The organism is Erythrobacter sp. SN6-5 (assembly GCF_057364945.1).
In genome coordinates, this window is sequence record NZ_CP200282.1 from 1,557,405 (window position 1) to 1,579,703 (window position 22,299).

Genomic DNA, 22,299 nt, shown 5'->3' on the forward strand with positions numbered 1-22,299 from the left:
CGCCAGTCGCGATGATCGCAACATCCCCGCCGCTAACCTGCGAGCCGATAACGGTTTCATCAACAGTGTTCGTTTCGCTCTTCGACTTCGAGAAGCCAACTGAGACGGACACGCTCGGAGCAATTTTTCCACCAGCGAGCACATCTTTGGCGGCATCAACGGTGTTCGCCGCTGCCAATCCGCCAGCAAGACCGGCGACGGCCTTGGTTCGGTCGCTTTCGCTTGTTGTGATAGCTTGTGCAGTGTCAACAATCGCTTGGACGCCGGAGAGAACCGGAATGTTGGCAGAAGCTGTCACCCCAAAAGAGGAAGACTTGCTCTCTGTCCGGCCGATGGAGACGTCGGTAACGTTGGTGATGCCGACGCTTTCACCAATCAGCGCGACTGATCCCGGTACCGCAACCTGACTGCCGCACGATCGATAGCGCTTCACCCGCGTTGATCGTAACATCGCCAGCGGCTGAACCGATCAGCGAGCCGAGGTTGGTTGTGGCAGTGTTTTCGGACGTATTGCGATTTTTCGATACACCGAGGAACAGCCCGCTGCCGCTGATTGACAGGCCGGATTTCTTCACCTTGACGCTCTGATTGGTAATATCCACCGTCGCCAGCGTTCCGATATCGATGGCGCCAAGAGCGGACAGATCGACATCATTGGTCGCAACGATGTTGCTACCGCGCACGTTGATATCACCGCCCGCGTTGACGACAACTTGATTGCCTTCAAGGGTAGACGCGATGGCCGTTTCGTCGATGATGTTGGTGGTCGTCGTAGTCTTCTTCGACGAGAGGAAACCGGACTTTTTCTTGCGAACGGTGCTGTCCTGCGTGGCCACATCAATGACGCCGGTAATGTTCACATTATTGGCACCAATGGCCGCAACGCCCCCAGCCGCCAGATTTGCACCGACGATATCGACGTCGCCAGGTGTAGTGACGACCAGATTGCCGCCAGCGCTCAATTCGGCGAGCTGATTGGTGACGGTGGTTTCGCTGGAGCGTGTTTTTGTCTTGCGGATATGTGTGCGCAAGTTGCTACTGCTGGTTGATTGAGCGGCCTCCAGCGTCACGCCGCCGCCTGCATCAATCGACAGATCGCCAATGGCCGCAATTTGCGAGCCGGTTACGCTCAGCTGATCACCAGCCGAGATCGAGAGATCTCCGCCAACGGCCACAGTTGAGCCGACGAATTGCGTCGTTTCCGTGGTGATCTCACCATTGTTGCGCCGCTTGCCGAAGAGCTTCTTGCGGTCCTTGTTCCATTCCTCGCTTAAGCTGCTGCTTTCGTTCGTGCCGGTAATATCGACATTGCGGCCCGCCTGAAGCACAGCGTCACCGCCAGCACCGATGGTTGCGGAAACCACATTGATGTCGCGCTGCGCATTCAGCAGCAGATTGTTTTCTGCGACGATTGAGCCGCCGGTGACAGTGGTTTGGCTGCTAGAGCTGCTTTCAAAACGGCGCTTACTCAGGCGTGTGTAAGAACTGTCGCTGGTCGTCTCGGTAACCGGCACGACCGAAATGTCGCGGCCAGCGGACAGCAGAATGTCCCCGCCTGCGATAGATGACGCACCGTTATTGATAATATCGCGAGCAGCGCTGGCGATGACGGTGCCCCCGCGAATGAGGCCGCCTTCTGAATTTACGATGTCATTGCCTGCTGTGAGGCTGACGACATTACGCGCCGAAATTTGTCCGGTATTGCGAATGTCGCCAGCAATATTGGCAACCACATTGGTGCCGGCAATGAGATGGCCGTTTTCAAGCGATTTCTGATCGCTGGCAGCGAGATACAGCACTGGTACAAGAACATCGCGGCCGTTGAGGTCAACATTGACCCACCAGACCAGGCTGGATGTCAGGTTCTCAAGTTGATCGTTGGTAAGTGCAATGCCCAGCTCAAGGCCAAGCGCGGCCTGCTGATCTACAGCGGACTGCATTAGCGCTTCGGCCTGTTCCAGAGCGCTGCCATATTGTGGAAGCTGCGCCTGGTTGGTTGCTTCCTGTACTTGTTGACTGATCAACTGCGTTTCAAAGAAACCATCACCAAGCCTTACGAAATTGGTTTCGCGGTCGATGTTCAGTTGGTCGAAGAAGAAATCGCTGTCGAATAGGCCTGCAAGATCGCCGAAACCTCGGTTGGTGGTGAACAGCACATCCGCGTCCGGCGCATCATTGAAAGTGAACAGGCCGTTCCCATTGGCGAAGCCGGAGTCGCCATTGTCGTCCACAAGATCGAACTGGCCCAGGAAGCCGAGAAGAAAATCGCCTGCCAATCCATCGGCGCCAAGAATGGAATTGATTGCAATGCCGCCAAACCCGTCGAGCACCATCGCTTCAGACGCCGACTGGCCGGTAGCAAGCATGCCTGCGTCGATCTGACCGAGAGTCATTATCCCCGTTTGAGACAGGTCCGCCATATCCGCTGACAGAATATCCGCCGCACCTGCCTGAGGGGCGGCAGCTGTAATCAACACCGCAACCGGATTGTTGCTTTCTGTTGCGCCCTGAATTGTACCGCTAACTCCTGCGGTAGCGCCCAGAGCATCATTGGCAATAAGCGCCATTGATGTGCCCGAAACGTCAGCCTGTCCGGCAAGACCGCCAGTTGCAGATCGGTCACCAATGCTCTCGGGAGCGGTAGTCGTCACACCTAGCGGGATCTGATTTGCGCCGCTGGTCGCGAGCGATACCGCATCTGGACCCACATTCCCGATGCCGCTGACATTGGCGATATTCACCAAGTCAGCGTCCGCCACGGTGTTGCCAGTCGCGCTCCCGCCAGCAGCAACAGCGTTGGTGCCCCCTGTGAACGCCTGAGCACCCTGGCCATTGGTTTCGGTTGATCCAACTGCCCCGCCACCCAGCGCGCCGCCAATTGTCGGTGCCATGTTGCCAAGCGCTGTCACCGCGCCCGCACCATTGCCAGCGATTGCCGCTGCCTCACCGCTCACAAGCGGGTTAGTTTGGCCAGTAAAGTCAGGGCGGTTCCCCTGCGCGCTCGCAGCAGGTACGGACGTATCAGGCGAGGTATCGCCTCCGCCAGCAACCGTTGTGCCTTGAACAACTGTGCCATTGCCCAGTTCATTGGCCGTGATGGTGACTGTACCACCCGCCTGAATGATGGTGGGTAGCGGAACCTCTTCGGTCACAGTTTCCTGACCGGTTACTTGTCGCTCAATGAGACGGTAGCGAGTTTGTATTGCTGGCAGAGGTGCGTTGAAGCAAGAACCCGGCACGTATCCAGCATATTGAGCGACTTCGGCGCATGATATGAATGCGTCTTCGACGTACGCCACCTCGACGTCCTCAATGATGTCGCGCAACATCGTTTGTGTAAGCGTGCTAGCTACATTGTTCAGCGTGCCGGTGGTAATCGCAATGTTCCGGCCAGCGAGAATTGAGCTATTGCTATTCGTGACCGCGCCAGTTGCGCCGCCATTGATTGTTACATCACGCGCCGCGATGATTTGCGAGGCTCCAGAGCTTTGAGTAACTGAGTCATTGCCAGAGCCATCAGGTGTGATCACCAGATTTCTAATCCGATTCGTAACATTGCCACTGTTAATCGTAACGTCGCCTGCCAGCGCCTCTATGCGGGCGCTGTCATTCAGCAGCTCTGTCGCGCTTAGCGTGATATTGCCGAACGCTGACAGGATTAGGCCTTCGTCATTGTGGATCAGCCCGCCAGCGTTCACTGAGAGATTGTCACCGGCAAACAAAGTGCCTGTATTGATTACATCGCCAGTGGTGTTAAGCGTGAGATCAAAACCTGCTCCGATAAGGCCGCTGTTGGTGATGTTGGGCGCATCGATCAGCAAGCTGCCATTGGCCAAAAATGCGCCAGTATTATTGAGGTCTACGGCCTGGAAAATGCCCAGCGATCCCGCAGATACATCGCCATCATTCACAAAGCCGAACTGGTCAGCCTGAGTGATTACAGTACCGGCTGCAGTGATACTTCCGCTGGCCCGGTTTGTTATGGTGGAGTTTGCGCTTCTTAGGACAACCGACCCGGTTGAGAAGATGGTTCCGTCATTGCTCAGTGAGCCAATGGTTTGCAGGTCGATATTCGCCGTCGCACCCTGATTGCGGTCCAGCGAAATAGCCTGAGCATTGCCCAGTGTCTCAATCTGTCCGCTGCTCAAGATAGTGATGGAGTTTCCAGCATTGGCCGCAACGCGCCGACCCGATTGGATCAGCCCGCCGACAATGAGATCACGGCCTGCATCGAGAGCAATAAGGTCGCCCGCTGCGACAGTGCCTTGCGCGGTGATATCTGTCGCGGCGATAGCGATGCTGGTGTCGGAAACAAGCAGACCAGTTTCGCTGATCAGAGCAGTGCTATTGCTGTTAGCTCCTGTGGTAGAGGTTATGGCAATCGCGCCGCCTGCTTGGACGCTGCCGGACAATGCAAAGGCGGGGAGGCCCGCATCTGGCGTGGTGAACTGGGCGCCATTGTTGATGGTCAGTGTGCCCGCGGCGAACACATCGCCCGCAACATACTGATTGAAAGCTGTAATGCTAGCATCCCCGCCAGCGTATAGATATCCGCGATTGCCCGCCGAGCTCTCGACAATAAATCCGCCTAGCACATTGAGGGATACGTCGCCGCCAGCTGCCACGAAGCCGGTATCTTCAATCGTCAGACTGATGGGTGTTCCAGTCACGTCAGCAACAGGCAAACCGAAGGAGCCCGCATTGCTAAAATCGATCGTGCCCAGCTGGTATGACTGGGTTGCAATCATCAGATCACCCTCAGCAAAAATCAGCCCGCCGACCGTAGTCGCGCCGCCCAAAAGGTCGATATTGTTGCTGGCCACGACTTCACCATTGATGGTGGTCGTGAGGCCGGTATTGCTCGCAGCGCCTGTGAAATTGAGCGTGACATTGCCCTCGCCAGGTGCGGCGCTGATCGCTTCGATCCTTCCGGTAGCGCCGACAATCAGGGAGCTCGCATAATCCGCGGTCACCGCATCACTTGCGGAAATCAAGCCATCGACCGACAGGTTGGAAACGCGATTGAGCGTCACGTCACCGCCGAGGGCTTGCAGCGACCCAGCACTGCCCAGGGTCAGGTCTGCGTTCGCTGCGAGACCGTTATTAAAGGCGATGCCACCATCGGCAATGACGGCGCCATTGATAGCTGCATTTGTGGCTGCGCTAAGCGTGATATCGCCGAGCGCGCGTAATACACCGCCATCGACATTCAGGTTGTTGGATGACGCGCTGATATCTCCGCCATCGACACGGCCAGCAACCACGATGGTTTGACCCGCAGCGGTGCCCGTGGACAGATCAACTGCGGTCAAACCAACGACATTACCGCTAATATCGATCGAGCCGTTGTTGGCGTTGATATCTACTGCAGCCCGGCTCACCAGATCGCCCGCGATGTTGACATTTTGGGCCGCGAGAACCGCATTGTCAGCAGCATAAAGACTGCCGCTGTTCGCAACCGTGATCGCGCTATCGGCTGCCGAAACAGAAAGCGCACCTGTGCCATCGGATCCTGCGTCTACTGCGCCGCCAATCGTGATATTGCCATTGTTGGCCGAGAGAGTAACATCGCCGTTGGCAAGAATATCACCCATCGCTGTGATCTCGCGCCCGGCAATAAGAGCATTGGTACCAGCCAAGGCGCTACCCGAGATAGCCACCACGCCATTGGCGCTTTGCACGTCGATGCTAGCATTGCTTTGCAGCGCGCCGCCGACGGTCACGCCGTCGCGCGCGGTGATAGTCGCATCGCCGACCGATTGAATCGTGCCATTTGCAGTGATGGACTGCACCGCGCCTGTATTGGCGGTAAGGGTCAGCGCGCCTAGCGTTCTCAGAACGCTACTATTGTCAAAGGTGAAAGAGCCGCCCGAAATCGCCAGGGCCCCAGCGCTTTCAATTGTCCCCGCGACCGCGCCCCCTGACGCAGAGGCAATCGCCACACCGCCATTGATCGAGGCCAGTGCACCTGCCTGGTTGAAGCTATTGGTTGTGATATCGACCGCCTTGGCTGCGACAACATCGCCCGCAAGATCGAGCGAGCCAGTCGTGACTAGGTTTAAGCCGCCGCCGACTTCGAGTGCACCAGTTGCAGCAACCACACCCGTGGCTACATTGATATCGGCATTGCCGATAGAGCGCAGAGTTCCCGCTATTTGAAAACTCTGGATATCGAGATCGAGCGCCCCATCTGACTGCAACAACCCACCGTTGCTGATGGCAAGATTGGCTCCCGCACGGTTGAGCGCAATAGAGCCATCGCTAACGACTTGGCCGCCGATATTGATCACGTTACTCTCAAGGTTCAGACCGGTCGCGCCTTGCGCGTACACTGCGCCATTCAGATCCAGTTGCGTGCCTGAGAGGCCGAGCTGTCCCCCCGCTGCAAAGACGGTCCCGATATTGCTCAGCGACTGGCCGCTGGTGAGCGAAATAGTGTTCGTCGCGGCAATCGTGCCTGCATTTGTCAGATCGCCAGCCGCGCTGACGGTGACAGCCGAGAACTCGCTGCGCAGGGCGCCACTAGCATCAATCCGAACGAGCCCGCTGTTCGCATTTGCCGCGACTGCACCGCTAGCATTCACTTCGCCGGTGATTGAGACTGAGCCAGCTGCGCTCAGGTCAACGCGTCCATCGGTAAGGATCTGACCGCTGGTGATCCCGCCGCTCGCGGTTGTGATGGCGACATCGCCAAGTGCCTCGATGCCCAAGGCGTTGCCTAAGCCATTCACCCCATTGCCGAGATTGATGAAATCGGTTGCTACATCCGCCGAGAGGGTGCCCGTGGTCGCGACTCGGGCTGGTGTGCCGAGCGTGATTGAGCCATTGCTGGCGGTCAGACCGATCCCGACACCAGCATCGTTGCCAGCCAGGATCGAGCCATCCAGCGTAATGTCATCACGCGCCGATAGCCTTGTATCAAGAGTGCTGCTGATCGACCCGGTAGCACCAAGTGTAACGGTGCCCGTCGCTGCATCCATCTCGACCGTACGGCCCGAAACTGCGCCATCAAGTGCGAGGCCGCCGACATTGATCGTAACATCATTCGCGCTTCGGACGGTGCCGGTGATAAGACCGTTTGCACCAGCCAGATCAAGCACGCCATTCGCCTCCAGAACGCCGCCAATGGTGAGATTGCCGCCAGGGTTGAGGCCTAGAGTTTTACCTGCGCTGACAAGCCCACCTGCCGTTTGGACAAAGTCACCGACACGGCGCAAAGTGATCGAGCGATTGGTCGCAACTGTTCCGCCGATGGTGAGCGCTGCGCCGCTGTCGATCACAATCGCATTGTCGCTGAGCACGCTGCCGCTAAGCGATACTCCCAGCCCAAGTATGTCCACCGCTTCAGCGGATGAAATAATGCCAGCGAGATCAACGCTACCATTGCCATCTATCCGGGTTGTGCCGCCCGCAAACAGGCTACCCAGAGCGGATTGCGTGATATCAGTCCCGGCAAGCGACAGCGCGGCGTTGGTCTCAATGGTTCCGTCGAGATCAAGATTGCCGAGCGCCGCGACCGAAATCGCACCGGTTGATGCGATCAACCCGCCAAGGGAAACGGCTCCTGCGCTGTCCAGCGTGATCGAGGTCGCTGACAGCATTTCGCTGGTGTCCGCAGCGTCAAGCGCATTGACGTTGAGGAGCAGCGCGTCTTGCGATGACAGCAGGCCAGTGAGGTTGAGATTATCGGCGGTCAGCGACAATGCAGCGGCGGTGCGGATATCGCCGGAAACAGTCGTCGCTCCGCCAGTAAGGGTAATTGCCTGCAAGGCTGTGAGGTCGCCGCCAATATCGAGAGCGTCACCAGCAACTGTGCTCAATCCGCCAGCCGCTGACACACTGCCACCAAGGGCGAGGTCAGTGTCCGCATCAAGCATGACATCGGCATTGCTTTCAATCCGGCCAAGCACATTCTGATTGGCCGCGGATACAGTGATCGCGCCATTCGCGCTCAGCGTTGACGCAGAGCCGAGGGTGAAGTCGCCCGCCAAATCAAACATTTGCGTCAGGTCTGAAAAAATCAGCCCGTCAGCCTGCACATTGCGACCCGTAAGGCTCGCCGAGCCACCAGAAATCAACTGGCCTGACTGGGTAAAATCGCGGAACTGTGCATCGATATTACCAGCGGCAGAAACCACACCTGCCAGCGAGAGATCATCAGTCAGTGTAAAATTAATCGTTCCGCCCGACAGTGTCTCGCCAGCCAAATTGCCAGATGCCGCAGCAATCGTGATGGCGCTGAGCGCCTCCAATCCAGTATCCGCCGTCGCAACAATCGCGCCATCGCTCGACAAATCGAGAGCATCGCGGCTCACGATCGAGCCGGTGCCCACTAGGTTAATCCCGCCAATGCCGGACAGCGTTGTGTCGCCCAATGCGAGCACACCGCCATCGATCTGCAAGATGTCGCTCGCCGTCAGGGTGAGCGCAACACCGCTTTGTACGCTGCCGCTATCGGTGATCGTGATCGCCCGTCCGGTTGCATCGAAGCCGGTCTGGCCGACCAGAATTCCAGCAACAGAAATGTCGCGCGCATTGAGATTGATCGCGCCGCCCGAAAAGAGGTTGCCTGTGAGAGCCAGGTCACCTGCTGTGCTGATGGCAAAATCGTCACCTGATGCGAGAGTGCCAGTGTTATTGAGCGCGCCAACAAAGCTCAAATTGAGGGCGTTGTCGCTGCTGATAACGCCCGTATTGGTTATGTCAGATGCAGAAGTGACTGTGAGGTCGCCAGTCGTGGCCAATGTGGCCGGATCTGCGCCCGCCAGCGTCTCAATGGTGACGGACCCCGCCGAGATGACACCTTCTGAAAGACCGGTCAGACGCCCGGTTACATCGAGCGCGCCGGGTGTAGTCACGTTTAGCAAGCCATTGGCCGCAACCGAACCAGCAATGCCGATCTGCGCGGCGTTCAATTCCGTGCTGCCAGCGCCCTCGACACTTCCGCCAATAGACAGCAGGTTGTCACTGCTGATTAGCAAGGCACCGTTGCTGCCAGCCAGACCATCAATGGCGATGTCGCCCATGGCGTGCAGTGTTTGCGCGCCGCCCGAGAGCAGCTCGCCTGAGCCCGCGATCGTGAGGTCTTGCTGCGCTTCAACGGTCAGAGTTAAGTCCGACTGAATACCGCCCGAGAGCGACAGATTCCGGCCGGTGATGGTCAGGTTTTCGCCCGCGAGAACCCTCCCGCTGAGGCTACTGTCGTCCGAGCTTGTGAGAGCGATCGCAGCGTTGGTTTGAATAAGGCCAGCCAGATCAATGGCACCCGCATCAATGGTGATGTTTGCATTGCTCAGGACTTCTCCCGCTACGCCGCCTGCAAGGCCACCAGCAACCGATACTGCAATCGTGTCAAGCGCAGCCACACGCCCATCAAGTGATGAGCTTTCGGCTGTGATGCCAATCGCGTTGTCAGACTGGAGCGTACCAGAAAGCAGCAGACTGTTCGCCGCCGCCGCATCTACGTTGCCAACCGCAAAGAGATTGGCTGAAAGGTCAATGTCGCCCGCAATTGCGCTGAGCCGCGCCGCGCCATTGGAGACAACATCTGCCGCAATCGCGATCTCACCAGCCGTGAGCGCAAGGTCGCCCGTGGCTTCGATATTGCCGGTGACGTCAATCAGCCCGCCAGCGTCTACTGACAAAGTATCACCTGCCCTCAGGGCACCGCTGACCGCTGCATCGCCGATAGCGTTGAGGGTCAGTTCACCCACCGATATCACACGCGAGCCGAGCGCAACTGAACCTGCTGCATCAATCGTGGTGGCACCGCCGCTCAGCAATTCGCCTGATGCGCCAGTGCTGAGATCCGTGACGGCCAGCGACACACCGCCCAGTCCCAAAACGCTGCCCGCAACGGACAGATTTCTGGCTGAGGCATCGAGCGCTCCTGCCGTCTCGATAGTGCCAGGAACCGAGATGTCTTCGGTCGTCGTAATGCTAATTGCGTCGGCGGAAACGAGTTCGCCAGCATTGCTCAAATTGACAGCCGAAAGCGCGATTGCTCCATCCGCGTAAATGGTGCCGAGATTGTCGAAAGACGCGGCGCTGTCTGCTGTCAGTGCCGCATTCGTGACCAATTGCGCAGTGGCGCCAAGCGCAATCGATCCTGCTGAGACATCAACTGCATCGACCACCGAAACGCTGCCATCAATCACAATCTCATTGAGCGCGGTGACAGTGAGGCCCGAGAGGCTGACGCTTGTCCCATCGATCAGGACTGAGCCGCCGTGCCAGTGCTGTGGGCCGCCGCTCTGGACCGTACCTGTGCTAGCCAAAGCACCGCCACTTTCCAGACTGATGCCCCGTTGGCTTGATACGACACCTGCATTGCTGAGTGTGCCCGAGCTCAGCAAGGACACATCGCCGTCGCTGCTCAGCTGAGCAGTGCCTGTGACCGTAATCGTATCGAGCGCTACTACGTCCAGCGCGCCAGCACTTTGAACGAGCCCTGCCAGGCTGATTGCGGCTGCATCAAGCGCAAGATCGCCGCCAACCGAATGCTGCCCTGCAAGCGAGAGCGTTTGCCCCGCAGCGACGCTCAGATTTCCGTCGCTTTGCAGGATGCCAGGGCTGGTAAAGTCTGCGCCTGATGTCAGGGCCAGACTGCTCGAACTGGCAATCGCGCCATTGGTGACAAAATCACTGGCGGTGCTGATCACCGCGTCACCCACGGCAAAGATAGTCCCGTCATTGACGAGAGAGCTGAGGTCCAGTGACAGGCTCGATCCGCTGGTGAGGCCCGCGTTGCTGCCGATAGCCAGGGCAGATCCAACTGAGGCACTAACGCCCGCTACGCCCAGCACATTGCCGCTTATGCCGATAGTGTCCGCCAACAGGGCAAGTTGAGCGTTGCTTTCAACTGATCCAGCAAGGGTTATGTTACTTGCCGATGCAAGCGTAATGTCGCCTTGCGCAGCTATAGAGCCGGAGTAGTCGATGCCGCCAGCAGCCACATCAACCAGAAGGTCAGCATTGCTGGTGATCGTGCCTGCGCCAGTTAGGGCATTGGCGGTAAGCAGAACGGCACCATCGGCCAGGATCTGACCATCTTGAACCAGAAGATCCTGCGCGGAAATAGAGCCCGCTGCGCCCAGCTTAATCGTGGCATCGGTCAGCAAATCAGTGCCAACGTCCAAAGTGGCAACATCAACGGACACAAGCGAACCGGAAAGGCTTGCGGAACCAGTTGTGCTCAGCGCGAGCACGCCCCCGCTTTGCACATCACTTGATGCCGCAAATTCCAGCGTATCCGCGCTAATGGCAATGCCAGTGCCGCCGATGACACTGCCAGAGTTCTGCACACCGCTAGTGGCCGTGATAGTGAGATCTTCAATGCTTTGAAGGATCGCTGCGTTATTGAGTTCACCAACAGTAAGGCGCAGCGTATTGGCATTGAAAAGGCCGTCCAGATTTGCCGTGCCATTGGCTGATACCGCGATGTCGCCACTGGCAACAAGACGGCTGTCTCCACCGGTGCCTAGCAACGCCGTATCGACCAAAATCGAGCCAGCACTTTCAACAGTGCCATCAATAGTGATCGCTGAAACGGTATTGAGCGAGATCGATTGGCTAGCATTAAGATCGCCGCTAACAGTGAGGGTGTCGGCGCTGATATCGAGCGTGCTGTTGGTGGCGAGCAAACCGGGAAGCTCGGCATTCTCTGCATCCACCGACACAGCGCCAAGGGCGGTGACAACGCCGTCCAAACCGGCGCTATTGTCGGCAACCAGCGAAAGACTTTCATTCGAGGCAATCACCCCGCTGCTTGTCAAATCAGTGGCAGCGATTGCGACTTGTCCACCCGCCAAAATGCTGCCGGTATTATCCAGCGCATTATCTACAGTGATCGTCAGTGCGTCGTCCGCAATCAAATCGCCTGCGAGAGATGCCATTTCAGCTTGCAGGGACAAAGCACCGCCAGCCTGCACCGCGCCGTTACCACCAAACGCGCCCAGGACCGTTAGATCGAGAGCCCCGTCCGAGGCAATCTGACCAAGGTTCTGAAAATCACCATTGATCGCCAGTGACAGCGCCTCTCCGGCAAAAAGAAGACCAGCATTGTCGAACTGATCGAGATCAAGCGTGATCGCCTGGGCAGACAAAAGCGCGGCATTTTCACTGATTGACAATCGATCAAGGTCATTGCCGGTGAGTGGGCCGAGCGCACTCACGGTGCCATTTACAAGCAGCGCGCTGGCGGCGAAATCAATCCCGTCATTGCTCTGTACAGTGCCGCCTACGGTCACTTGATCGGCGGCAAGCGTAACTGCGCCGTTGGCCGAAATTGTTCCATAGTTGGATAGCGTGCCGGCTGCAGTCAGCGATCCTGAAGCACCAAACGCGATCGTCGCGTTCTGAACAAGATTGCCAGCTGTCTGGAGGGTTGCATCCCCGACCGAGAGGATATTGCCCGAAAGTGTCAGGTCGTTATTGGTAGCAATGGACAGCGCCCCGCCGCTTTGCAGCTCGCTGCTTTCAGCAAGTGCGAGTGCCGATGCGATCAGCGCGAGGTTTTCAACTGCGAAAACACCCCCGCTGTTGGCGATGCTGTCCGCGCCGATTTCAACATTGCGGCCGCTCAGCGTGCCCGAAATATCCACGAAGTCCTGCGCTGTAATCATGAGCGCATCATTCGTGGCGATAAAGCCTGCAATGTCGGTTTGCGTGCCACCTAGGCCAATTGTGCCGTTGGCCTGCAATTCGCCTGCCACCGAGAGGTTCTCGCTCGCGGTTAGCGTCGCCTCGCCGCCAACCGAGGTGACACCTGCAAGTGCAATATTTGTGGCCGCGAGATCGACATTGCCATCGGCCACTTGCACCGAGCCAGCATGACTAACAATGCCGGTGGCGCTCTGCATCGACAAATCGCCACTGGTCGAAATCTGACCTGAAAGAGCCACATCAGCGGCCATAAGATCGACATTGCCAACGGCTGCAACAGCACCGCCAAGGTTGGCTGTGCCATCGGTTTCGAGCGCAATCGCGCCATTTGCGCTGATAACACCGTCAGAAGACAGCGCCGCTGCCGCATCAAGCACAATATCGCTACCCGAAAGCACAGCACCGGCATTGCTCAGCTGACCTGTGGTCGTAAGGGCTACCCCTCCAACACCGAGCAGAGTGCCCTCATTGGCAATACTATCCGCGCTGCCATTCAGAACGCCGTTTGTCTGAGCCGACGCGCCATCAGCAATATCAAGAGATGTGCCTGCGCTAAGCGAGATAGATTCGAGTCCGATCGCATCGCCGGTAAGGGCGATGGCATCGCCGGAAATCGCGAGATTGCCATTGCCGGTGACTGCGCCCGCAAGGGTGATTTGATTGCCTGTCAGCGTCAGATCACTCTGCGATTGCAACTGGCCACTGATCGCCAAGTCGCCATCCGCGCTCAGCGCCAACGTGTTGGCAGACAATATGGCATTCTGACTAAAATCAATTGCGCCTGCGTCGACTACGGCGGCACCCGTTGCGAGAATCCGAGTCGCATTGACCGTAAGCGCCCCGCCAGCGGAGATGTTCAGCGCGCTTGTTCCATCGAGCTGACCCGATGGGTTGAGGCCTGCGTAAAGCCCTTGAGCTGCCAGATCAGTATTGCCGCCAGAAACAAGCGCAATGTTGCCACCAGCACCGACAAAACCGCCGCGCTGGGCAATATTGTCCCCGGCATTCAGCGTTAGATTACCAGCGCCGTAGAGGCGCTCGTCAATAGTGATGTTGCCGTCTGTCGACCTTAGTTCCACGTCACCAGCACTAACCGCATTGCGTACAGCGATCGTGCCGTCAGCGGTGATCTCAAGCGGGCCGTCAAGCGCAGTCAGCGTTCCGCGAAGATTGATACCCATGCCATCGCCGGTACCGATCAAACGGATACGGTTGGCAAACATACCGCCAAGCAGGCTGGAATCGATCACTACTCGGGGCTGGCCAGTGCCGTTGCCAGATGCGGTGCGAGCATCGTAGTCAAATTGGCCATTCCCTGCCGCGATCACGAGATCTTGAGCAAACAAATCGGCGTTGAGGCTACTTGACGCGGTAACAATATCGAAAAAGTCAATATTTCCAGCCAGCAAACCGTCCCCTTCGATAAGCACGTCGCCGCGAGACGTCACAAATCCCGTAAACGATCCGTTCTCATCAAAGGTAATTCGACCCGTAGATAGAGAGACACGATTGATGTTGATAAAGCCACAGCCATTGCACGTGATGCCTGCTTCATTTGCCAAAACAAATGCGGCGGTCGGTCCAAAAATTTCGATCGGCCCGAACAGGTCAGAGCGATTGGAGCTGACAACCTCGCTCAGGATTAGTGAGGCATTATCGCTGCCGCGCAGATTTGGGTTTGCCAGCAACTGGCCACCCAGAACAGTATCGCCAATCTGCTTGCTATTATTGAGGATCAGCCCTTCGCGGTTGACGTTGAAACGATCAAACCGGTTGTAAGAGGTGCCGTCGCCATCTGGGGTCGCGATGTTGACAATTGGTGTGCCGGTCGGCGTGACATCCAGCGTAGTAGAATCATCGGCCGGTGCCACTGGCGGAGTAGCAACCGGAGGCGTCGACTGCGCACTGAGGCTGGCGCCCAGTCCAAGTACGAGGCCCATGGCAGTTGATGTTTTGAGAAACTTCATTGGTATGTAGCCCCGTTCAAATTCCAAGCCGCGCCGAAAACGCGAGTTCGACGTCTTTGCGCTCGACAAAGACAGGTGCGCTCAACGGTCGCGATGCAGAAAACTCCAAAATGACCCAGCGGCTCGCGTAGCGCAGGCCCAGGGTCGCAGAGTGGAGGAAGCCGCGCTCAAAACTGTCTTCGCCGCGACTGAATATGCCGCCCGCGTCGTAGCCGACATAAGTCGACAAACGTCCCTCCCAATCAGCGTTGTCAACAAAGGCAGTAATCACAGGCACTTCGGCTTGCTGGCGCACGGTGATGCCGCTGCGCCCGCTCAATCCGTCATCGCGAAAGCCGCGCACGGTTGAGCTGCCGCCCAGGTTGAAACGGTTTGCAGAGAACACGGCGTCCAACGCCGTTTGCCCGCGTGCGAAAGCCGAATAGCCAACTCGCAGATTGCCGATTTGAAACGGCTGGCGATAGCCGAGTGAGGCGTCGAGCACGGTAAAAGTCAGTCCCGGTCCGCTAGATCCAGTATCCGCGGCATTGGCGCCCAGAACGTCGAGCCCGCGCGTGATCCCCACACTCGCAGTTAACAGGCCGCGCTTGAGGAGCTGTTGTAGGCGCGCATCGACTGATCCAGTTGCCAAGCGAAATGAGCTGGTTGACAGGCGAATGCCCTGAATACGGTTTTCAGTGTCGGTGACCGCCAGCGTTGCAGAAACCGACGCTTTTGTGTCGGCGTCGCGGTAGACTAAGCGGTCAAGAGTGGCGGATGCGTTCCAGCTATCACCATCGCTCACAAAGCTTTGGCCGTTGGCATCGAGCACGCTTTCATATTCGAACCGTCCGGCATTGGCACTGAGCGTCCAATAACCATAGGGCACCGATACAAAGCCGCCGAACCCCTTGCTCCCACGGTTGCGGTCATCTTCGACAGATCGGGTCACATACAAAGACCAGAAGTCGGCAACTCCAAGAATGTTGTCGGCATCAAGGGCGATATTGCCCTGTATTCTGCCAGTCGCGATTGAACCGTCGTTGTTGGCAGATACGGATGGACGAATGATCGGCGCGAGCGCTTGTCGTGCTACTTTGACAGCGCTCGTACCTGGTAAGTTTCCGGGTTCGATATCGATTTTCGCTTCGTACGAGGGCAGCCGCGCGAGCTGGTCTACGCCTTGCTCAAGATCGCGCAGGTTGAGCAGATCGTTTTTGCGGCTTGGGAAGGCCGCACGCAGAGCAGCATCGCCATATCCATTGGCCTCTGCATCGCCAATGCCATCAAGCGTGCCCTCAACCACGGTGATGTCGAGCACGCCATCATTCAGATCTTGCGGGCCGACCACTGCTCGCGAGGTGATGTAACCATCCTCGATATAGGTGTTAGTTATGACGCGAAGAGCTTCGTTGATCGTGCCAAGGCTGGTGCAATCGCTGATCATCTTGGCCAGTTCTCTGGCAAACTTTGCCTCATCGTAAATCGTCATGCCGACGATGTTGACTTTGGTAACGGTGATGCACTGTTCGTTGTCATCAGTCGCAACGTCCGGCTGAGTAATTAGTTGTCCAGAAGGCGCCGTTTGTTGTCGCTCAAGTAGATCCTGCTCGCGCGCTCTCTGGCGCTCCAATTCGCGTTCTTGCAGCCGCTCAGCCTCGCGCACAACCGCGTCCGGCTGCGCCTGCGCAAGGGCTGGCCCTGAAAATAAAAAAAGCGCGCCAACCGGCAGAAAAATCCCAATAAAACGCACAGCGACCTCGAATTACTTTTATAACTCGAGCTATGCCGTTTTCAGTCTAAGAATTCGTAAATAGTTTTACGTGGATCTGTGTTTACCTGAATTAAACTATGATAAACGGGATCGGCCCATGGAGCGGCCCCTGTCATATCTCGGATTTCTTGGCGTTTGTGTGCAGCCTACCAGATATGAAGATGGTACTATGTGTACAAGGCGGACTCTTCTCTTGAGGGTTTCGAGGCCCCTACCTTTACCACGTCTCCAGTCGAGGGGTTCTGCCATTCAGCAAATTTGGCGGCTGACTAGGCTCAGAATTCGTAAAACTGTCTGCATAGCAGTGTTATTATTGATTCAACGGCTTTTCATATGAGTGCTGATTCCAGCCAACTTGACTCGTGTGCCCAACCGAGATTGCCTGGCCCTCTTTCCTACCTGACCGGTTTTTCACCGATCAGCCCCAAAAGCTGACAGTCCGGTTACGACCCAAGTCCAGACATTGGTCACCGCACCGATTGTTGAGGCCTATTGTTTGTGCAGAATGCAGGTTTTGCCCTTAAGTTTTTCTGTAGGTTTACTAGCGGCGAGCGTGGTTGTGTACAGAACGCTCTTGCTTAGTGTGCCTTCAATGTGTTGTTTTTCGGCTGGGTATGCGCTCGATTCGAGTGCTCGAACAGGGTGGGGGAATATGCACAAATCGTTGTTGAGACGCTTAATGGTCGGCGCCTCCGCTGGCGCGATCAGTCTGGCGATAGCAAGCGCAGCCAATGCTCAGTCAAGCACCGAAACATACAGTTACGATGAACTCGGAAGATTGGTGAAGGTCGAAACGAGTGGCGGCCAGAACAATAATGAAACTCGGGCTATCTGCTATGATGATGCGGGCAATCGCACGACTTACGAAGCAGTAACCGGCAGTCAGACGCAAAACTGTCCTGTGCCGCCCCCGTCTTCTCCGCCTTCACCGCCGCCTCCACCTCCACCGCCTCCACCTCCAAGCAATTCGCCGCCCAATGTGGTGAGTGAGAACTTCGGCGTTTCATGCGCAGGTGGCACTTATAACGTCCTTAGCAACGACAGCGATCCGGATGGAGATCCGATTAGCTTTGTCGTCAATGGCGGCGCTCCGGTGGGAGCTTATAAATCGAGCGCAACGAATATTACGGTAAGCGGCGTAACTCAGCCTGGCACCTACACGGTCGGATACACGGTGAGTGATAACCAAGGTAATTCGGCGGTCGGGGGGCTGAATCTCACTTGGGTGAATAGCTCGTCGTGCGGCGGTGGAGGTCCTGAACTATGACCAATAGACTTTCCCTTTTTGGCGTTACGTTGGCTACGCTTTCCTTCGCAGCTGCTTCGCCGCCCGCTTTGGCGCAACAAGACGATCCGCTTCGGACATTCCCTCAAGTTGACGCGATGTCACCGCTCGGTGTTGATATGCAATCGGGGCAGTTTACCCAGCAGGGCACCGACATGCAGATGGGACCAATTACGGTTGACCATTACGTCCGTTCCAAAGGGCCTGGCGCTCCGCTAGGAGATAAGCCCCCGTCCTCGTTTGCGACGAGTTTGCACGGGTTTACCGATGTTTACACAGTCAATGGCCCGGGCGGAACCACAGCGACCGTCTACATCGGCACGCTAAGGATCTCGTTCAAGACTCTATCTGGCGGCGGCTTCTTCCCATTGGATTCCAGCAATACGGGTTGGAAGATGGTATCGAGCGGTGGGCAATGGGTGCTGACCAACAAATCAGGCGATGAATATCGGTTCGATCTCCATCCTGGGCTTTCACAGTTCGAACGGAGGCTAACCTCGCGCCTCAGTGCTGATGGTCATAAAATGACCTACAGTTATGACAGCTCAGCCCGGCTCACCCGGGTGAGTAGCAATCGCGGCTACAGAGTGAACCTTCAATATTCTGGCAACACCGTCACTGCATGCGGTTTTAACTTGTCGATTAACTCTAATCCAACAAGTTGCTCTGGCGCGCTGCAACGCGTTGTATACGGGCGTGACAGCTCGTTGAGGCTTACATCGATCACTGGTGTCGACAATACCGTCGTCGGCATCCAATATCTCACTGATATAGGGGGCGTATACCCTACCTGCGTAACACTTCCAGATAGCAGCACTTGCCGGGTTCAAAACACCTACTATCGGCTGCCTCCAGGTCAGACCCTCGTGCCAGGCCATACTCGGTTTTATCACGTTGTGGAGCAAACCACGGCAGAGGGCGAGGTTTGGAAATACAACCACGCGGCGGTCGAGAATTTTCCAGAAGATTATACGCCGTATGTAGGTGAGATCCAGCAATCCTACTCAGGGATAACTCCACCTGGAGCCACAAGCATCCAGACCGGCAGAACTGCATTCACATTTGGTAATGGCTTCATGGAGCGCGTGACTAGCCCTGCTGGACAAACAGACTATTCCTATTCCTCGAATGCCTCCTATTTGGTCCAGATCAACACACCGCTGAACGGATCGGTGTATTCTACCATCCACTATTACAGCCTCTACCCTTCGAAGGTGACCTATCCGGAAGGCAATTCAATTTCTTTCACGCGCGACTGGGCCGACAATGTCACCTTGCGCACAGAAACACCTAAGCCAGGGTCAGGTCTAGCCAGTAAATCGACAGGATGGGTTTATCCGACCAGCTATAAGTGGTCTTCGCCCAGCATTTGCGCTGCTGCTGATGTGCTGTGTGATAAGCCAACAAAGATCATCGATCAGCGCGGCAACGAAACAGATATTACCTATGATCCGGCACATGGCGGCGTGCTTACGCGGACCAGCCCGCCCGATGCCAGCGGCATAAGGCCCCAGACACGCTATTATTACGTGCAACGCAACGCCCGCAATGCCAGCGGCACGGCGCTGCAACCGCCAATTTGGGTGCTTGATCGCGAGGAATATTGCGTCAGCACATCTGCCTCGGGCAATGGATGTACCGGCGGAGGCGCGGATGAGGTTGTGACGACCTATGATTACGGGCCAACGACTGGCCCGAACAACCTGTTCTTGCGGGGCACCGCAGTAACCGCAGATGGTGAGACTCTGCGGACTTGCTACCAATATGACAACCTCGGTCGAAAGATTGCTGAGACACAGCCCAAAGGGACCGGGGGAGCTGCCCATGAAGCGTTCGGCAATCAGCCCCATCGATCTGGCGATACTCTCGCTTAGCGTCGCTGCATCGCTTGGAGCGGCGAGTGCTGCATCTGCTCAGTCATCGGCATCTGATTACACCTCAGCCGCGCGTTATGACGCTAAGGGCCGCGTAACTGGCACGATTGCGCCTGATCCCGATGGCACAGGGCCATTAAAGCACCAGGCCACCCGCACGACTTATGATGCCCGCGGCAATGCTATCAAAGTGGAAACAGGTGAGCTCTCCGTTTGGAAGAGTGAGAATATCGCGCCTTCAAACTGGGGCGGTGACTTTACGGTCCTTACCACCGCTGAGACCACCTATGATTTGATGAGCCGTAAGCTCACTGACAAAGTGATTGGTGCCAACAATGTAGCCGTCGGTCTTACTCAATACAGCTATGATAGCTGGGGCAGGCTTGAATGCACGGCGGCCAGAATGAACCCCGCTGCCTATGGCTCATTGCCTGCGAGTGCCTGCGTGCAAGGCACACCGGGTTCTGACGGCGGGGACCGGATTACCAAGACAGTTTATGATGCTGCAAGCAGAGTGGTGCAAACGCGCAAAGCGGTGGGCGCGCCGATTGAAATTGCGGACTCGACCTATTCCTACACGCCCAATGGCCAGCTGGAATATGTAATTGATGCCAACGGTAACCGCGCGAAGTTGGAATATGATGGCTTTGACCGTCAGACGAAATGGATATTCCCGGCCAAGACGCGGCCTGCCGCGTTCAACAATGCCACGCCTGCAACCGCGCTCAGCACAGCTGGTTCGCTCAATACAAGCGATTACGAAGCCTACACTTACGACAACAGTGGCAACCGCCTATCCTTGCGCAAGCGCGATGGCTCGGTCATCAATTACGAATACGATGACTTGGGTCGCATGACCAAGAAGGTCATTCCCGATAGGGCTGGTCTATCCAGCGCGCATGAGAAGGACGTCTATTACTCTTACGATCTGCGCGGGCTGCCGATCAAAACCCGGTTCAACTCACTCAATAGTGTTGGCCAGACCAACACCTATGACGGGTTCGGCCGCCTTGACTACACCACTGACAGCACAGCAGGCCAAGGTGCGCGGCGGATATTCTTCGAGTATGACGCCAACGGCAATCGGACGGAGATCAAGCACCCGGATGGACTGTACTTTGGCTACGAATACGATGGCCTCAATCGCCCAACGCGTATCCTGCAAACTACCTCTCAAATTGCCCTTTTTGAGTTTAATGAACGGGGTCTGCCAGAGGGCGCCGATTTTGGATTTGGCTCGTATGACAACACGCGCGCTTACGGCTATGACGCGGTAGGGCGCCTGAACCAGCTCGACCTGAACCTCCATGGGCTCACCGGGGATGTCACATGGGATTACACCCGCAATCCGGCCTCGCAGATCCTGACCGAGACGCAGAGCAACGATACTTACAGCTGGGACGGTCACGTCAATCTCAACCGCAGCTATCAGACCAACGGCCTTAATCAATATGAGGGCGCAGGTTCTACGGCGTTTTGTTATGATGCCAATGGCAATCTGACCTTTGATGGTACAAACGTCTATCTTTACGATGTTGAAAATCGCCTGGTTGCACGGCGCGCTAAGGTCAATGCTGACTGCAATAACCTCAGCTATACTGGCCGTTTGATCGCGGAACTCTTTTATGACCCGCTAGGGCGCTTGTATAGATCACAGGGCGACTACGAGGCGCGGCGTTTCTATCTCTACGATGGCAATGCGCTGATCGCGGAATACGATATCAATGGCGTGATGATCAATCGCTATGTTCACGGCGCCAACCCAGGCGCGGACGATCCGCTGGTCTGGTATCCCAGCGATGGACAAGCCTCACACTTGCGGCGCTATCTTCACTCCGATCCTCGCGGCTCGATCGTTGGAGTTACGACGTATTATGGCCTTCCCATGGCTAAGAACACTTATGACGAATATGGCATACCTGGTTCATCAAACGAGGGCCGGTTCCAGTACACCGGCCAGACCTGGCAAAAGAACGTCGGCATGTACTATTACAAGGCCCGGTTCTACTCACCGACCCTGGGCCGCTTCCTCCAAACCGATCCTATCGGGTATGACGATGGCTACAATATCTACGCCTATGTCGGAAACGATCCGATAAATGGCGTCGATCCGACGGGGCTTGCAGTATGGATTACTGGCACCGAAGGCTGCAGCAGGGCATACGGAGGGGATTGTCCCGGATCATACAATGGAAGCTCGGGAACCAGTGGTCAAACTGGATCGCAGAATACAAATAGCGGAAGGGTCTCACCGAACGACGCAAGAACATCGCCGGGATTCTTGAACGGCACAGATGGAAATGATGAAACGTTAGACATCGATCAAGACCTCGCGGATTCACAACAAATAGTGCAAGATCGCGCTTTCAGGATGTTCGCTAAACACAAAGGAGAACGTGAGATAACCTATAGTATTTTTGAAAATCCTAAAAATGGTGATAGGTTAGGAGTTATACATCCTGGAGAAGACGGTGAGGTTGATCCTGTTGGCTCAATTACAGCTGGACCAAACAAGGGATGGAAGCTGATTCTCCAAGGTCATATCCATAACAATCCCGTTGGAGCTAACAGGCTTATCTTCGGTAGACGTCTCGCGACGCCATTTCGACACACGGCGGGCCCATCATACGCAGATCTCACTCATCCGATCCGAACAAGTGGGACTCCTGTAATTCTTCATGAGTATGTACGGGGCAGCTGGGACCGTTACAGATATTAACCCAAATTCTGGAGCACAATGATGCGTCGGGCACTTAG

At 56.4% G+C, this 22,299-nt stretch carries 5 protein-coding genes and 1 pseudogene; 3 read left to right on the forward strand and 3 right to left on the reverse strand.

The genetic code is table 11. The features are described from left to right. Positions 1-10 precede the first annotated feature (10 nt). From AC0V6Z_RS07885 to AC0V6Z_RS07895, 3 genes and pseudogenes are all read right to left on the reverse strand, one after another. Positions 11-451, reverse strand: a pseudogene (locus tag AC0V6Z_RS07885) (hypothetical protein); the annotation flags it as partial. Beyond that, a complete protein-coding gene (locus tag AC0V6Z_RS07890) occupies positions 369-14,630 on the reverse strand; it encodes a two-partner secretion domain-containing protein (RefSeq protein ID WP_472640775.1) in 14,262 nt (4,753 codons plus the stop codon). The gene AC0V6Z_RS07890 and the pseudogene AC0V6Z_RS07885, both read right to left, overlap by 83 nt. Positions 14,631-14,646: 16 nt before the next feature. Next, positions 14,647-16,362, reverse strand: coding sequence for a ShlB/FhaC/HecB family hemolysin secretion/activation protein (locus tag AC0V6Z_RS07895; RefSeq protein ID WP_472640776.1), 1,716 nt, complete (start codon positions 16,360-16,362; stop codon positions 14,647-14,649). A 700-nt stretch (positions 16,363-17,062) separates the two neighbouring features. On the opposite strand from AC0V6Z_RS07895, the gene AC0V6Z_RS07900 reads away from it, so the two are divergent. From AC0V6Z_RS07900 to AC0V6Z_RS07910, 3 genes are read left to right on the forward strand one after another with little or no spacing between them, the layout of a single operon-like run. After that, complete coding sequence (locus AC0V6Z_RS07900; RefSeq protein WP_472638259.1) at positions 17,063-17,650, forward strand: Ig-like domain-containing protein; 588 nt, start codon at positions 17,063-17,065, stop codon at positions 17,648-17,650. A 29-nt stretch (positions 17,651-17,679) separates the two neighbouring features. Continuing rightward, a complete protein-coding gene (locus AC0V6Z_RS07905; protein ID WP_472638258.1) occupies positions 17,680-19,542 on the forward strand; it encodes a hypothetical protein in 1,863 nt (620 codons plus the stop codon). Then, entirely contained in the window at positions 19,493-22,261 is a 2,769-nt protein-coding gene (locus tag AC0V6Z_RS07910) for an RHS repeat-associated core domain-containing protein (RefSeq protein ID WP_472640777.1), read from the forward strand. Before AC0V6Z_RS07905 ends, AC0V6Z_RS07910 begins: the two co-directional genes overlap by 50 nt. Positions 22,262-22,299: the final 38 nt, after the last annotated feature.

Coding starts and splice junctions, on each gene's coding strand:
- AC0V6Z_RS07890 (WP_472640775.1), bottom strand. CDS start 14,630: ATGAAGTTTCTCAAAACATCAACTGCCATGGGCCTCGTACTTGGACTG.
- AC0V6Z_RS07900 (WP_472638259.1), top strand. CDS start 17,063: ATGGTCGGCGCCTCCGCTGGCGCGATCAGTCTGGCGATAGCAAGCGCA.
- AC0V6Z_RS07910 (WP_472640777.1), top strand. CDS start 19,493: ATGAAGCGTTCGGCAATCAGCCCCATCGATCTGGCGATACTCTCGCTT.